This window comes from Amycolatopsis sp. NBC_00348 (assembly GCF_036114655.1).
GTDB lineage: Bacteria > Actinomycetota > Actinomycetes > Mycobacteriales > Pseudonocardiaceae > Amycolatopsis.
Window position 1 is genome coordinate 6384632 of the sequence record NZ_CP107994.1, and the last position, 14339, is coordinate 6398970.

The following is a 14339-nucleotide window of genomic DNA, read 5'->3' on the forward strand; positions in this document are numbered from 1 at the left end:
CGGTGAGCCGGTTCCCGGTCGTGCCCGGTGTAGTGTTTCTCAGTTCGACTGACCGGGTTTGACCACGTGAGGTGCCATGACAGTGCGGCGGTACCCGGTGGCGATCACGCTCGTCGTCGTCACGGCGGCGCTGATCGCCGGCAACGGGTTCGCGTTCTGGGGTGACACCTTCGCGTTGTGGATCGACGACGCCATGCAGCTGAGCGCCGGGGTCGCCGCGGTCGTCTGCGGCTGCCTGGTCGCCCGCCGCTTCGGCGGGCACCAGCGCTGGTGGCGGCTGCTCATCGCGCTCGGCATGGCCGGCTGGTCGCTCGGGCAGTGCGTCTGGTCCTGGTTCCAGCTGGTCGACGGCCGGGGCCTGCCGTCGCCGTCGCTGGCCGACGTCGGCTACCTGAGCTTCCCGGTCTTCGCGCTCGCGGCGTTGTTCACGCTGGCCCGGGCGCGGATCCGGCCGGACCGCGAGCGCTGGCAGCCCGCGCAGTGGACCGCGCACTTCGGCATCGCGGTGGTGCTCGACGGCCTGGTCGTCACCGGCTCGCTGTTCATCCTGACCTGGACCGCGGCGCTCGGGCAGCTGGTCCGGGCCACCGCGCCGGACGCGGGCTCGTGGGCCGTGGCCATCGCCTACCCGCTGTCGGACCTGGTCATCGTGGTCGTCGCGGTGCTGCTGGTGGTGTTCGACCGGGTGGACCGGCCCTACCGCGCGAACCTGCTGCTGCTGGCCGTCGGGATCGTCGCGCTCGCCTGCTCCGACAGCGTGTTCGCCTACCTCGTCAGCATCGGCGCGGAGAGCATGAAGCCGTGGGCCGACGCGGGGTTCGTGCTCGGCCCGATGTTCATCGCGTTCGCGCTGCTGGCGACGCCGAACGCGCGCCGGCGCGACGACGCGGGCCAGTCCGGCGGCGTCGACTGGTGGCAGCTGGCGCTGCCGTACATCCCGGTCACGGCCGTGGCGCTGCTGATCACCGCGCAGCTGGTGGCCGGGGCCGGGCCGGACGGCGTCGAAGTGTTCGTCGGCGTGCTCGTGGTGTTCCTGGTGCTCGCCCGGCAGCTGCTTTCCGTGCTGGACAACCGGTTGCTGCTGCGGCGGGTGTACGAGGGCCAGCAGCAGCTGACCCACCAGGCCTACCACGACCCGCTCACCGGGCTGGCCAACCGCGCGTTGTTCGGCGACCGGCTCGACCGGGCCGTCGCCGACGGCGCGGAAGCCACCGGGGACCACCGCCCGCTCGTGCTGATCTTCGTGGACCTCGACGACTTCAAGGAGGTCAACGACCGGTTCGGGCACGCCGGCGGTGACCTCCTGCTGCACGGCGTCGCGCAGCGGCTGCTGAGCTGCGTTCGCTCGACCGACACCGTCGCGCGCCTCGGCGGCGACGAGTTCGCGATCCTGCTCGAAGGCGAAGTCGAGGCGCCGCAGGCGGTCGCGGACCGGATCCGCGGCGCGCTGCGCCGGCCGTTCTCGGTGCACGGCACGCTGGTCGTGGTGCGGGCGAGCATGGGTCTGGTCGTGCCGGACCCGGCCGAGCCGCTGGTCACCTCCGACGTGCTGCTGGGCCGCGCGGACACGTCGATGTACGCGGGCAAGCGCCTCGGCAAGGACACGACCGTGGTCTACCGGCCGTCGCAGGACGGCCCGCCGGACTTCCCGTCGGCGCTGCGCCGCGCGGCCGGCGGCGTCCCGGAGGGCTTCGGGCTGGTGTTCCAGCCGATCGTGCGGCTCGCCGACGAGACGCCGGTGGCCGTCGAAGCGCTGGCCCGCTGGAGCGCCCCGGACGGCACGCCGGTCTCGCCCGAGACGTTCGTCCGCGCGGTCGAAGGCGCCGGTCTCGGGGCCGAGCTGGACGCGCTGGTGCTGGACCTGGCCTGCCGCGAGATCACCGCGGCCGGGCTGGACCTGACGGTGCACGTCAACGTCTGCGCCAGCCGGCTCGGCGCGGCCACGCTCGAGCAGAGCGTCAGCGCGAGCCTGGCCCGGTACGGCCTGCCGGCGGACCGCCTCGTCGTCGAGATCACCGAGACGGTGCCGGTGCCGGACCTCGCGGCCGGCGCCGACGCGATCCGGCGGCTGCAGGCCCTCGGCGTCCGGGTGGCGCTCGACGACTTCGGGGCCGGGTACAGCTCGCTGACCGTGCTGCACGCGCTGCCGGTCGACCTGATCAAGCTGGACCGCGCGCTGACGACGGGCATCCAGCCGGAGCGCGACGCGGCCCTGTGCCGTTCGCTGGTCGGGCTGTGCGCCGACCTCGACCTCGCGGTGGTCGCGGAAGGCATCGAGACGGCCGAGCAGGCCGAGCTGATCACCCGCGCGGGCTGCACGACGGCCCAGGGCTACCGCTTCGGCCGCCCGGCGCCGCTGTCGGCCCTGCGCCTCTCGGGCGCCACGCCGCTCTCGGCGAGCTGACCCGGGTCTGCCGCGGCTTGTCGTGAGTGTTTAGGGCGGTTCTAACCGCCCTAAACACTCACGACCGGCTCAGTCCGCGTGCACGCCCGGCGGGAGCACACCGAAGATCGTCGCCGTCGAGCCCGCGCCCCTGCGGTTGATCGGGCCGCCCGCCAGCACCCACGCGCCCGTCGTCGGCAGCGCCTTCAGGTTCGCCAGGATCTCCAGGCTGATCCGGTGGCGCTGGTAGACCAGCTTGGACACGGTGTACGTCTCGTCGGTGCCGACGTCCGGGCTGAACGTGTCGGTGCCCGTGCCGCCCTGGCGGCCCAGCCGGCCGGTGTCGATCAGCCACTTGACCGCCGGGATCGAGAACCCGGGCTGGTGCAGCACGCCGTCGGCGCCGGTGTTCGGGTAGGCCGGGGTGCCCCACTTGGCGTCCCAGCCGGTCCAGAGCACGACGACGGCGTCGTCGGGGATCCGGCCGTGGCGCTTCTCCCAGGCCTTGAGGTCGTCGATCGTGACGCCGTAGTCCGCGTTGGCCGCCGCCTTCGCTCTTATGTCGATCTTGACGGCGGGCCGGAATAGATCCGCCGGGTCCATCGCGTCGGCGAGGGGCTGACCGGTGTTGAAGTGGCCGGGCGCGCCCCAGTGCGTGCCCGTGTGCTCGCCTTCGCGGACGAACTGCAGGTAGTAGCCGTCGTCCGGGATGGTCGCGATGGTCTCCAGCGAGAACGCCGGATCGCCGGGGAACACGTTGGTCTTCGCGGGGTCGTTGACGTGCGACAGGTTGACCAGGTTCAGCTGGTCGAGCCGCACCGGCGGAGTCGTCGCCGTCGCGGCCTGCGCGGTCCGCCCGGACACGGCGGCGCCGAACACCCCGGCCAGCCCCGCGGCCAGCACCCTGCGTCTCATCGGCATGGGGAATCACCTTTCACCGGAACACCGCCCGTGCGGCGGCCTGCACGTGATATCACCCGGACCGGGTGCGGCCCAAGGAGCTGGACGAAGATGGGGTCCATGGACGACGACATCGAAGACAACGCCGACAACGGCGTGCTCGACCCCGAGGACACCCTGCTCGACCGCGACGAGCTGGCCGAGGGCTACTCCCCGCCGGAGCACACGCGCGCGACCGAGGGCTGGGGCACGACCGCGCGGGAGACCGCGGAAGGCGAAAGCCTCGACGGCCGGCTCGCCCGCGAGGTCCCCGACCTGGCCGACGACGCCGACGACGACGGCCTGGGCGACAGCGAGGACACCGACGGCGAACTGGTCGACGACGAGGTCGGCGACGTCCGCGCGGGCCGGCTCGTCGCTTCGGACGAGGGCTTCGGCGCGGACACCGACGAAGAGCTGTACGCCTCCGACGCGGGCGTCGACGGCGGCGCGGCTTCGGCGGAGGAAGCCGCCGTCCACGTGATCGACCCGTCCCGCCGCTGGTGAGGTGGCGGGGCCGGGACCGGCCCCGCCACCCGCCGGACCTCGACGGTCCGGTCCGCGGTCGTCGCGCTGGGGAACACGACCCGCCCCCTCGGCGGTTCGTGCCGGCCACGACGGCGTCACCGTGCCGCAGTCCCCTTGCACGACGCTGTCCGGCTCCTGTCGGGTCCGCCGCCGGACCTGCCCCCTCGACGGGTCCGGCGGCGAAGTTCCCGACCGGCCTAATCCTTTCCGCCGTCCGGCGCGTGGGGTAGGTGGCAGAGCGGACACCGGCCGGATCCGGCCGTCCACGTCCCCGCCGCTGCCGGAGGAGGGGCACGGATGCTCGAGGGCTTGCTGACGCCCGGCGCGGGCGCGCTGTACGACGCGATGGTGCGCACCGGGCCGTTGCCGCTGGACGATCCGCGGGCCGAGAGCCCGGAGATGCGGGAGCTGTTCGACCAGGGTTTCGTGCGCCGCGACTACCGCGACGACCCGGTGATCGCGCCGATGGAGCCGGTGCGCGCCGTCGACCACGCGATCCTGGGCGCGCAGCAGCGGCTCGTGGAGCAGCAGCGCCAGATCGTCGCGGCGCGCCAGCAGCTGGACATGCTGCAGGCGGTGTACCGCGCGGCGCACGGCAGCGGCGGCGACCCGGGCGTCGAGGTGCTGACGGACCCGCAGCGCATCGGCTCGCTGTCGCTGGAGCTGTGCCTGTCCGCGCGCGAAGAGTTCCTGACGTTCACCACGCGGCACTTCAAGCGGAAACCGGACGCGGGCACGGTGCTGCGCCTGCCGGACGCGGTGACCGAACGCGGGGTGCGGCTGCGCAACGTCTACGAGCGCGCGGCCCTGGAGTTCGACGGCGCCAAGGAGGTCGTGGCCGCCAGCGTCGCGGCCGGGTGGGCCATGCGGGTGGCGCCGGAGCTGCCGATGAAGATGGTCGTCGCGGACCACCACTCCGCGCTGGTCCCGCTGGACCCGAGCGGCATGGACGGCGCGCTGTTCGTCCGCAGCCCGACGATCGTCGCGGCCCTGCGGATGCTGTTCGAGCTGGTCTGGAGCCAGGCGGTCGCGGTGGACGGCGGTGGCGCGCAGCCCCGTCACGGCCTCACCCCGACCCAGGCGAAGGTGCTGGACCTGCTGGCCACCGGCATGACGGACGGCGCGATCGCGCGGCACCTCGACGTCAGCGAGCGCACGGTCCGGCGGCACGTCCAGGGGCTGCTGGAGGCGCTGCAGGCGGACAACCGGGTGGCCGCGGTGTTCGCGGCCACCCGGCTGGGCTGGCTCGGTTGAGCCGGCGCTACTCGAGCTTCCGGCACTCCGGCGGGCCCTGGGTCCACATCCAGACGCAGCCGGTCCCGGGCGGCCGGACTCCCGGCGTGCCGGTTCCCGGCGCCGCGGCGGCCGCCGGGACGGCGAGGGTGCCGATGGCCGCCGCGGCGAGCAGGCCGGCCAGCACTCGCTTGATCATGGTCTTCCTTCCGGAGCGGGGATCTCCCGGCCAAGTTAGGCCCGCCCGGCCGGCGACGGCAGGGGCGGTTTCGGTCAGTGTCCGGTACCGGCCACCGGCCGGCTGGCCGGTACCGGACGTTGGCCGCACCCGACCGGTGCGCGGGCCGGCGCGGCTCTCCTACGGTCGGGGACATGGGTGACGAGGCGCCCCCGCGCTGGTGGGGTGAGGAGGGCGCCCGTCCCCGCCCGGACCCGGCCGGCTGGTGGCCGGAAGCCGACACACTGCACTGGGTCGCGGCGACGAACCCCGCCCCGGCCGACCCGGCCACCGTCGCGGGTCCGTGAATGCCACATCGAGGGACGTGGTGTCCGTCGATGTGGCATTCACGGACTTCGACGAGCGGACGGCGGGTCAGGCGCGGTTGTACTCGCGGACCGCGTCCAGGTAGCCGGAAATCGCGTCGCGGTTGCGCAGCAGGCACTCCGCGCGACGCGCCATGCGGTCGCGTTCCGCTTCCAGCGTGGCCAGCATCTCCGGGGTCGCGTCCGGGAAGTAGATCGCCCGGGGTTTGTCCAGGCACGGCAGGATCTGCTTGATGATCCGCGTCGGCAGCCCGGCGTCCAGCAGCCCGCGGACCTGGATCACGCGGTCGACCGTCGTCTCGTCGTAGTCGCGGTAGCCGTTCGAGCCGCGGGAGGCGATGATGAGGCCCTGCTCCTCGTAGTACCGCAGCAGCCGCCGGGACGTGCCGGTGCGCTCGGACAGCTCGCCGATCCGCATGTGCGCCACCTCACGTCCGCCGGGCTGGACCTTCACATCCATGTGAGGGTTCGAGCATATCCCCATGAGGACCCCCGCTCTGCTCGCCCTGACCACCGCCGCCTTCGTCACGGTGCTCACCGAGGCCCTGCCCGCGGGCGTGCTGCCCGGCATGAGCGCCGGCCTGCGCGTCGGCGAGTCCGCGGCCGGGCAGGCCGTGACGATCTACGCGCTCGGCACCGCCCTCACCGCGATCCCGCTGGCCGCGGCGACGTCGACCTGGCGCCGCAAACGTTTGCTGCTCACCGGGGTGGCCGGGTTCGCCGTCGCCAACACCGTGACGGCGCTGTCCGCGGACTACGCGCTGACGATGGTGGCCCGGTTCGTCGCCGGGATCGCGGCGGGCGTCGTCTGGGCACTGCTCGCCGGGTACGCCCGACGGCTGGCGCCCGCCGGCCGGGAGGGCAAGGCCATCGCGGTCGTGATGGCCGGCATCCCGCTCGCGCTGTCGCTCGGCATCCCGGCCGGGACGTTCCTGGGCGGCCTGTTCGGCTGGCGCTCGGCGTTCGGCGTGATGTCGGCGATCGCCGTCGTGCTGCTGGCCTGGATCGCCGCCGGCGTGCCGGACCACCCGGGGCAGGCCCGCGGCGGCCGGCTGCCCGTGCTGCGCACGCTCACCGTGCCGGGCGTCGCGCCCGTCCTGGTCGTGACGCTCGTGTTCGTGCTGGCGCACACCGTGCTCTACACCTACGTCGCCGCGTTCCTCGGCCACGCCGGGCTCGGCGGCTCGGTGGACGTCGTCCTGCTGGTGTTCGGCGTCGCGTCGCTGGCGGGCATCGGGATCGTCGGCGCCCGGATCGACCGCGCGCTGCGCCGGCTCACGATCCTCAGCACGATCCTGGTCGCCGTCGCCGCCGCGCTCATGATCGCGGACAGTCCCGCGCTGATCTACGTCGCCGTGGCGCTGTGGGGCCTCGGCTGGGGCGGCGTCCCGACGCTGCTGCAGACCGCCGCCGGCAACGCCGGTGGCGAGGCCGCGGACAACGCGCAGGCCATGCTCGTCACGTTGTGGAACGCCGCGATGGCCGCGGGCGGGGTGGCCGGCGGCGTCCTGCTCGACGCCGCCGGCCCCACCGCGTTCCCGTGGACGCTGCTCGTGCTCCTGGTGCCGGTGCTCGCCGTAGTGCTCGGCGCCCGGCGGCACGGCTTCCCGATTCAGTCTTGAATGCAGCCGTCTCGAGGTGGACGAAGAGCCCGGGCGGGCTCGCGCCCGGGCCCTCCAGCTTTCAGCAGCGGCCAGACGAGATGGCCCGCAGCAGTTCCGCGTTGGTGGTGTCACCCGACAGCTCCCAGGCGAACACCCCGCCGAGGCCCTGCGACTTCGCGTAGCCCGCCTTGGCCGCCGCGGTCTCGGGGGTGTCGTAGCTCCACCACTGCGAGCCGCACTTGGCGTACGCCGTGCCTGCGACCTTCCCGTTCGCCGGGCAGGTCGTCTTGAGGACCTTGTAGTCCTCGACGCCGGCTTCGTAGGTGCCCGGGGCGGGACCGGTGGCCGTGCCGCCCGGCTGCTTCTGCGTCACGCCGTCCCAGCCGCGGCCGTAGAACCCGAGGCCCAGCAACATCTTCGACGACGGGACGCCCTGGTGGCGCAGCTTCTGGATGGCCGCGTCGGCGTAGAACCCGGCGGTCGGGATGCCCGGGTAGGACCGCAGCGGCGAGTGCGGCGCGGTGGGCCCGGCCGGGCTGCCGCCGGCGACGAAGTAGTCGTAGGTCATCACGTTGTACCAGTCGAGGTAGCGGCTCGCCCCGGCGTAGTCGTTCGCGTCGATCTTGCCGTTGCGCGAGCCGTCCGCGGTGATCGCGGCCGTGACGAGCTGGTGCCCGAACTTCGCGCGCAACGCCTTGACCAGGCCCGTGAACGCCTTCGGCCCGCTGGTGTCGCAGTTCAGGCCGCAGGCGTTGGGGTACTCCCAGTCGATGTCGATGCCGTCGAAGACGCCGGCCCAGCGCGGGTCGTTGACGAGGTTGTAGCAGGACTCGGCGAACGCGGCCGGGTTCTTCGCCGCCTCGGTGAAGCCGCTCGACCAGGTCCAGCCGCCGAACGACCAGATCACCTTGAGCTTCGGGTGCAGCTTCTTCAGCTCCAGGAGCTGGTTGAAGCTGCCGTGGAGCGTGCCGCTGTCGGCCTGGCCGTTGACACTGCCGGCGGCGTCGTAGGGCATGTCGTGGTCGGCCCACGGGTCGCCGACCGCGCAGCCGCCGCCGGTCACGTTGCCGAACGCGTAGTTGATGTGGGTCAGCTTCGCGGCCGACCCCGACGTCTCGATGTCCTTGACGTGGTAGTTGCGGGCGTAGACGTCCCAGTCGGCGAAGTAGGCCATCACCTTGCCGTCGGACTGACCGCCGTGGGCCGGCCCGGCTTCCGCGGGCGGCGCGACGACGGCGGCGGCGGCGAGCGCCAGCGCGATCACGGCGATGCGTTTTCTCATGCGGAGCACGGCTTTCCCTTCGGGGGTCACCGCCCTTTCGGGACCGGCTGGGCGGACCGGCTGGGCGGACCGGCTGAGGCTAACAGGTCCAGACCACTGCGGACAGAGCGAAAAGCGGGCGGCGAACAGATTTCCCGGTCGTGTCGCAGCCGGGTGCGGATTCACCGTGTGCGAAGATCCCCGCATGACGGAGTTCGGCTGCGCCCGCTGTTGCGGCAAAGACGCATTGACCGCGATGGCGTTCTGCACGACCCGGCTCCGGGAAACCCACCGCTTGGTGGAGCAGTCGCACTTCGGCGTTTCCCTGCGCGAATGTCCGGAATGCGGCCAGGCGTTCGCCTCGATCTTCACCGAGTTCGTCGACTGGTCCGGCGGCGCGGACGCCCAGTTCTTCGACATCGTGCCGTTGACCGGCACCGAGGTGAACTCGTTGGCAGCGCAGGGTTCCGGCGTCGACCTGGTCACCCTGGGCGCGCTCGGCAGCGTGCGCCGACGGCTCTCGTCGGCGTGGCCGACCGGTGGCGCGAAGACGATTTCGTGGAAATCGGAGCCGCTTTCCGTGCGCGAAGGCTACTGAAGCCCCTGGCCAAGTCCGGCCAGCCGCAGGATCGCCGCCGCCGAACGGTCGACGTCGGCCTCCGTCGTGGACCAGTTCGACACCGAAATCCGCACGTACCGGCGGCCGCGCCAAGTGGTTCCGCCGAGCCAGCACGTGCCGTCGCGCTGGATCGCCGTGACGAGCGCGTCGGTGCGGGCGTCGCCGCCGAAGGACACCAGGACCTGGTTGAGGACGACGTCGTTGGCGATCTCCGCGCCGCCGTCGGCGAGCGCCGCGGCGAAGCGGCGGGCCAGCCGGCAGCAGCGGTCGACGAGCTCGGCCACGCCGTCGCGGCCCAGTTCGCGCAGGGCCGCCCAGACGGCGAACCCGCGGGCGCGCCGCGACGACTCCGGCGTGAGGTCGCCCATGCCGGCCACCTCGCCCGCGCCGACGAGGTAGGCCGCGCGGTTGGCGAAGGCCGCGGCGTGGGCGTCCGGCCGGGCGCAGAAGACGAACCCCGAGTCGTAGGGCACGTTGAGCCACTTGTGCCCGTCGCAGGCCCAGGAGTCGGCCAGCTCGACGCCGTCGAGCAGCGACGCCGTGGCCGGGTTGGCCGCGGCCCACAGGCCGAACGCGCCGTCGACGTGCACCCAGGCGTCACCGGCGGCTTCGCGAGCGGCGCGCAGGTCGTCGCACGCGCCGGTGTTCACGTTGCCCGCCTGCAGGCAGACGATCGCCGGGCCGGTCCCGGCGGCCAGCACCCGCACCAGGTCGGCGACGTCGATCGCGCCCTGGGGACCGGCCGCCACCTCCTCGACGGCGGCCGTGCCGAAGCCCAGCAGCCGCAAGGCGCGGTCGATCGTCGCGTGCCGTTCGGCGCTCGCGACCACGCGGACGCGCGGGGCGCCGAAGAGCCCGTCGCGTTCGGCGTCCCAGCCCGCTTCGGCGAGCACGTGGTGGCGCGCGGCGGTGAGCCCGACGGTGTTCGCCGCCTGCCCGCCGGTGACGAACCCGGCCGTCGCGCCGGCCGGGATGCCGAGCAGCTCCTTGAGCCAGCCGCCGGCGACGTCTTCCGCGGCCGCGGCGGCCGGTGAGAGCACGGCGTTGAAGGCGTTCTGGTCCCAGCCCGCGGCGAGGACGTCGGCGGCGGTCGCGGCGGGCAGTCCCCCGCCGATGACGAACCCGAAGAACCGCGGCCCGGCGGTCGCCATCAGCCCGGGCGCGGCGGCCCGCGCGAGGTGTTCGAGCACGTCGGCCGGCGGGCTCGGGTCCGTCGGCAGCGGCCCGCCGAAGCCCGCACGCAACGCGGCGAGGTCGGCGGCCGGCGCCACCGGTCGTTCGGCCAGGGAGTCCCGGTGGTCCGCGGCCAGCGCGGCGGCCCGGGCCAGGAGGTCACGCAGTTCGTCCACGTCCCGACTCTAGGCGGCCTTCGGGTGCGCGGCCCGCACGTTTTCCCGGGCCAGCTCGGCGGTCGTCGTGATGCGCCGCTGCCGCGTCTCCGGGCGCTTCGCATTCGCGATCCACTCCAGGATCAGCCGCTTCGACGACGGCGGGAACGCGGCGAAGTGCCCGGCCGCGACGGCGTCGAACGCCCGCGCGAGATCCGTCGGGACGACGCCGTCCTGCGCCTCCGCCAGCGCGTCCCAGGTCCCGGTGCGGCGGGCGAGGTCGACCAGCGCCTGCCCGGACGGCGTCATCAGGCCGGCCGCCGTCAGCCGGGCCACGCGGTCGCGGTTCACGCGGCTCCACGTGCTCTTCGGGTTCCGCGGCGTGAAGCAGAGGTACGTGCTCTCCGCGTCCCGCCGCAGCGCTTTGCTGTCGATCCAGCCGAAGCACAGCGCCTGCTCCATCGCCTCGTGCACCAGCACTCCCGGCGACGCGCTGTGCTTGCGCCGGATCACCAGCCACACCGATGACGCCGTACCGCGCGACGCCAGCCAGTCCCGCCACTGCGCGACCGACGTGACCTTCAGCACCGCGATGCCGTCCAAAGTCTCCATGCCCACATCATCAGGGGTGAAGTGTTCACCTTCTGAGCACTTTCCGGCGGGAACAACCGCGGCCCTCCCGGCGTAGCGTCTTGATATGGAGACTGCGCTGAGCACCGACCGGCTCGTGATCCGGGACTGGACGGTGGACGACGCCGAAGCCGCGTTCGAGATCTACGGCGCGGAAGACGTCACGCACTGGCTGACCCCGGCCATGGACCGCGTCAGCGATGTCGGCGCCATGCGCGCCGTCCTGAACGCGTGGCAGGAGGCGCAGCCCAACCTCTGGCCGCCGCGCGGGCGCTGGGCCGTGGAGCGCAAGGAGGACGGCGCCGTGATCGGCGGCCTCGGCATCCGGCTGCTGCCACCGTTCGAAGAGGACCTCGAGCTGAGCTGGCAGCTCAGCCCCGGCGTCTGGGGTCAGGGTTACGCGTCGGAGGCGTCACAGGCGCTCATCCAGTGGGCGTTCACCCAGGACACCGACGAGCTGTTCGCCGTCGCCCGGCCGAACAACACGCGCGCGATCGCCGTCGCCAAGCGGCTCGGCATGCAGTGGGTCGGCGAGACCGACAAGTACTACAACCTGCGGCTGCAGGTGTACCGGATCCGGCACACCGACCTCATCGACTGACCGGCTCCAGCAGGAAGACGCGGATCTCGCGGTGCTCGGCCCGCACGGCGTAGCGGTCGTACGCGGGCCAGTACTCCGCGACCGCGTCCCACATCTCCTGGCGCTCTTCCCCGATGAGCAACCGCGCGGTGACCTCGGCCGTCCGGCCGGCGATCGCGGCGGTCGCCTTCGGGTTGGCCAGCAGGTTCGCCGACCACGCCGGGTGCGCCTCGCCGCCCCAGTTCGAGCCGATGACGACGTACCCGCCGCCGCGCTCGACGTACAACAGCGGCACCTGACGCGGCTCACCGCTGCGGCGGCCGAGCGTGGTGAGCAGCAGCGTCCGCAGCCCGACGGCGGTGCCGACGCCGACCCGGCCACCGCTGATCCGCAGCAGCACCCGGTCGGCCGGCATCAACGCCCGCCCGACCACCGCGAACGCCTTGCTCTTCCCGAACCCCGCGAACACACCCCGCAACCCAGCCACCCCACGAACCCTAGCGGCCGGGCCCTCTGCCGCGGCCGGTCGTGAGTGTTTAGGGCGGTTCTAACCGCCCTAAACACTCACGACCCCCGGGCGGCACTCACCAGGTGGACGGTGCGGGTGGCGGGACCACCGGCGGGCGGTCGTCGCAGGTGATCGTGTTCGGGAGGAGCCACGGGGCCAGCCAGCTCGAGTTGCCGCCGAGGTCGGTCAGCGAGAACTCCGAACCCGTCGGCGGGAAGTTGAACGAGCCGCAGTTGTTGACGCCGACCGCGCCGACGTTGCGGGCGTCGACGTTGCGGAACGACGCCGACCCGGCCGCGCGGGCGCTCAGCACCGACGTCCCGGCGCCGTCGACGCGCAGGTCCGCGAACTTCAGGCCGTTGATCGAGTACAGGTCCTTCACCGGGAAGTCGCTGACCAGCATGATCGCGTTGTAGGTGTTGTCGAGGAAGGCGTCGCCGGTCACCTGGACGTCGGCGTCGATGTTCTTTTCCAGGGCGTAGAACCAGATCGCGCCGAGCCCGATCTTCCAGTTCAGCTCGAACGTCCCGGCCCGGACGGTCGTGTTGTCCGTGATCCGCACGTACCCGGTGAACGGCTCGGCGCCGAAGCGCGAGCCGACCTGGATCGCGCTGCCCTCGCGGATCGGGTCGGCGACCAGGTTGCCCGCCACGGTGGTGTCGGTGCCGCCGTAGAGCGCGATCCCGTTGGCCAGCACCGGCGTCTGGACGGTGTTGTGGCTGAACGTGTTCCGCGCGTTCTCGGTCTTCTCCGACCACATCGCGAGGCCGTCGTCACCGGTGTTGCGGACGAAATTGTTCGACACCACCGAGTCCGTGACGCCGGTGTGGAAGTTCAGGCCGTCGGCGATCTGGTCGGCGATGACGTTGTTCGTGATCCGCGTGTTCTTCATCGGGCCGTCGAACCACAGGCCGACCTTGGTGTGGTGCAGGTACAGGCCGTCCACAGTGGAGTCGCTGAGCGCGCCGCCGATGGCGTTGACCTGGTCGGTGTCGACGCGCTCCCGGACGTCGCCGACGATCGCGAAGCCGGAGAGGTGGACGTTGTGACTGCCGCCGGCGGACGCGTCACGACCGTAGAAGCCGACGCCGGTGTGCACCGAGCCGTCCGGCGCGGGGGTGCCGAGCTTGACCTCGTGCCCCTTGACGATCGTGTACCAGTTGCCGGCGCCCTCGATCGTGACGTCGTCGACGATGATGTGCCGGTTGACCTGGTAGGTGCCGGGCGGCAGGTAGACCTTGAGGTGCGCCCGGCGGGCGAAGGCGATCGCGCGGTCGAGGGCGTCGGCGGAGTCGCGCCTGCCGGTCGGGTCGGCGCCGAAGAACAGGACGTTCGCGGCGACGAGGTCGACGCGCGGCGGCGCGACGAGCTCGGAGTCGAGCAGGTCGACGACCGTCCACGCGGCGGGCGTCCCGGCCGGGACGGTGAGCCGGACCTTGTCCCCGGCCCGGTAGGTCTTGCCGAGCAGCAGGCGCTGTTCGTCGTAGAAGTGGTTGGGACGGAAGGGTTTCGCGACGACCGGCGGCGGGGTGGTCGCGGCGGGGACGCACGAGCACTCGGTGATCCACCAGTCCGGGTGCAGCAGGTCCGCGTCCGGGTCGTTCGTGAACGGGTACTGGTTGTACAGCCACGCGTACTGCGAGGTCAGCGTCATCGCCTGCCGGTGGCCGCCGTCGACGGTGACGTCCAGCGGCGCGGTGATCCCGCCGCCGTGCGGCGCGTCCGGGATGCTGTAGCGGACGGTGATCGCGTTGGCCGCGGCGGGCAGCGTGAACTCGACGTGCTGCCCCGCCGTCAGTTTCACGGCGCGACGGCCGGACGCCTCGGCGGGCAGCGTGTAGGCCGAGCGGTCCGGGCCGATCACGGTGCCGTCGGTGCGGGCGTTCTCCGCCTCCTGCTCGGCGAAGCCGACGGTGGCGCCGCGCCCGGCGACCAGCGCGGGGTCGAGCGCGGCGCGCGTCACCACAGGCCGGGCGATGGCGGCCGACGCGGGGACGGCGACGGAGACAAGAGCGGTGACGACCGCGACGAACGCGGCTCCGAGGGTGCTTCGCGACATCGCGGGACTCGTTTCTCTCGGGCGTGCGGCGGAAGAGTAGGTCGCACTTCGGCCAGGCCACAAGACGTTGCCCCGATTTTGCCCGAACTTACTCCGAACTTGCGTTGCGCGGTCGCGGACTTGC

At 72.7% G+C, this 14339-nt stretch carries 15 protein-coding genes; 7 read left to right on the forward strand and 8 right to left on the reverse strand.

Annotation, left to right across the window (positions count from 1 at the left end; all coding sequences use genetic code 11):
- Window positions 1-76: 76 nt before the first annotated feature.
- Window positions 77-2404 (forward strand): putative bifunctional diguanylate cyclase/phosphodiesterase, encoded by a 2328-nt coding sequence (locus OHS58_RS27545; protein ID WP_328644493.1) that lies wholly within the window; start codon window positions 77-79, stop codon window positions 2402-2404.
- 69 nt (window positions 2405-2473) lie between these two features.
- Here the strand turns inward: OHS58_RS27545 and OHS58_RS27550 are convergent, their stop codons facing one another.
- The gene (locus OHS58_RS27550; RefSeq protein WP_247056611.1) at window positions 2474-3304 is read right to left on the reverse strand and encodes a cyclase family protein; all 831 of its coding nucleotides are present in this window, start codon (window positions 3302-3304) and stop codon (window positions 2474-2476) included.
- A 99-nt stretch (window positions 3305-3403) separates the two neighbouring features.
- On the opposite strand from OHS58_RS27550, the gene OHS58_RS27555 reads away from it, so the two are divergent.
- A complete protein-coding gene (locus OHS58_RS27555) occupies window positions 3404-3829 on the forward strand; it encodes a DUF5709 domain-containing protein (protein WP_328644494.1) in 426 nt (141 codons plus the stop codon).
- A 318-nt stretch (window positions 3830-4147) separates the two neighbouring features.
- Complete coding sequence (locus tag OHS58_RS27560) at window positions 4148-5104, forward strand: helix-turn-helix transcriptional regulator (RefSeq protein WP_247056616.1); 957 nt, start codon at window positions 4148-4150, stop codon at window positions 5102-5104.
- Window positions 5105-5111: 7 nt separating this feature from the next.
- Here OHS58_RS27560 and OHS58_RS27565 read toward each other — a convergent pair whose 3' ends face one another.
- A complete protein-coding gene (locus tag OHS58_RS27565) occupies window positions 5112-5282 on the reverse strand; it encodes a hypothetical protein (RefSeq protein ID WP_326943916.1) in 171 nt (56 codons plus the stop codon).
- A gap of 173 nt (window positions 5283-5455) precedes the next feature.
- Here OHS58_RS27565 and OHS58_RS27570 point away from each other — a divergent pair, with 173 nt between their 5' ends.
- On the forward strand, window positions 5456-5608 hold the full coding sequence (locus OHS58_RS27570) for a hypothetical protein (protein ID WP_326958561.1): 153 nt from the start codon (window positions 5456-5458) through the stop codon (window positions 5606-5608).
- 67 nt (window positions 5609-5675) lie between these two features.
- Here the strand turns inward: OHS58_RS27570 and OHS58_RS27575 are convergent, their stop codons facing one another.
- The gene (locus tag OHS58_RS27575) at window positions 5676-6044 is read right to left on the reverse strand and encodes a MerR family transcriptional regulator (RefSeq protein ID WP_326951633.1); all 369 of its coding nucleotides are present in this window, start codon (window positions 6042-6044) and stop codon (window positions 5676-5678) included.
- A 64-nt stretch (window positions 6045-6108) separates the two neighbouring features.
- Here OHS58_RS27575 and OHS58_RS27580 point away from each other — a divergent pair, with 64 nt between their 5' ends.
- The gene (locus OHS58_RS27580) at window positions 6109-7248 is read left to right on the forward strand and encodes an MFS transporter (protein ID WP_328644495.1); all 1140 of its coding nucleotides are present in this window, start codon (window positions 6109-6111) and stop codon (window positions 7246-7248) included.
- A gap of 61 nt (window positions 7249-7309) precedes the next feature.
- On the opposite strand, the gene OHS58_RS27585 is transcribed toward OHS58_RS27580, so the two are convergent.
- Complete coding sequence (locus tag OHS58_RS27585) at window positions 7310-8512, reverse strand: glycoside hydrolase family 18 protein (RefSeq protein ID WP_442788288.1); 1203 nt, start codon at window positions 8510-8512, stop codon at window positions 7310-7312.
- 184 nt (window positions 8513-8696) lie between these two features.
- Here OHS58_RS27585 and OHS58_RS27590 point away from each other — a divergent pair, with 184 nt between their 5' ends.
- The gene (locus OHS58_RS27590) at window positions 8697-9089 is read left to right on the forward strand and encodes a hypothetical protein (protein WP_326943920.1); all 393 of its coding nucleotides are present in this window, start codon (window positions 8697-8699) and stop codon (window positions 9087-9089) included.
- Here the strand turns inward: OHS58_RS27590 and OHS58_RS27595 are convergent.
- Window positions 9083-10450: a pyridoxal phosphate-dependent decarboxylase family protein gene (locus OHS58_RS27595; RefSeq protein WP_328649866.1), complete on the reverse strand. Its 1368-nt coding sequence runs from the start codon at window positions 10448-10450 to the stop codon at window positions 9083-9085. The two genes, OHS58_RS27590 and OHS58_RS27595, sit on opposite strands and share 7 nt — an antisense overlap.
- 18 nt (window positions 10451-10468) lie before the next feature.
- On the reverse strand, window positions 10469-11050 hold the full coding sequence (locus OHS58_RS27600; protein ID WP_328644496.1) for a YdeI/OmpD-associated family protein: 582 nt from the start codon (window positions 11048-11050) through the stop codon (window positions 10469-10471).
- An 85-nt stretch (window positions 11051-11135) separates the two neighbouring features.
- Between OHS58_RS27600 and OHS58_RS27605 the strand changes: the two genes are divergently transcribed.
- Window positions 11136-11669, forward strand: a complete 534-nt coding sequence (locus OHS58_RS27605) for a GNAT family N-acetyltransferase (RefSeq protein WP_247056629.1) — start codon at window positions 11136-11138, stop codon at window positions 11667-11669.
- Here OHS58_RS27605 and OHS58_RS27610 read toward each other — a convergent pair.
- Both OHS58_RS27610 and OHS58_RS27615 read right to left on the reverse strand, forming a co-directional pair.
- Window positions 11659-12126 carry a nitroreductase family deazaflavin-dependent oxidoreductase gene (locus tag OHS58_RS27610; protein WP_328649867.1) on the reverse strand — a complete coding sequence of 156 codons (468 nt, stop codon included), beginning with the start codon at window positions 12124-12126 and terminating at the stop codon, window positions 11659-11661. The genes OHS58_RS27605 and OHS58_RS27610 overlap by 11 nt on opposite strands.
- Window positions 12127-12232: 106 nt before the next feature.
- A complete protein-coding gene (locus tag OHS58_RS27615; protein WP_328644497.1) occupies window positions 12233-14215 on the reverse strand; it encodes a glycosyl hydrolase family 28-related protein in 1983 nt (660 codons plus the stop codon).
- Window positions 14216-14339: the final 124 nt, after the last annotated feature.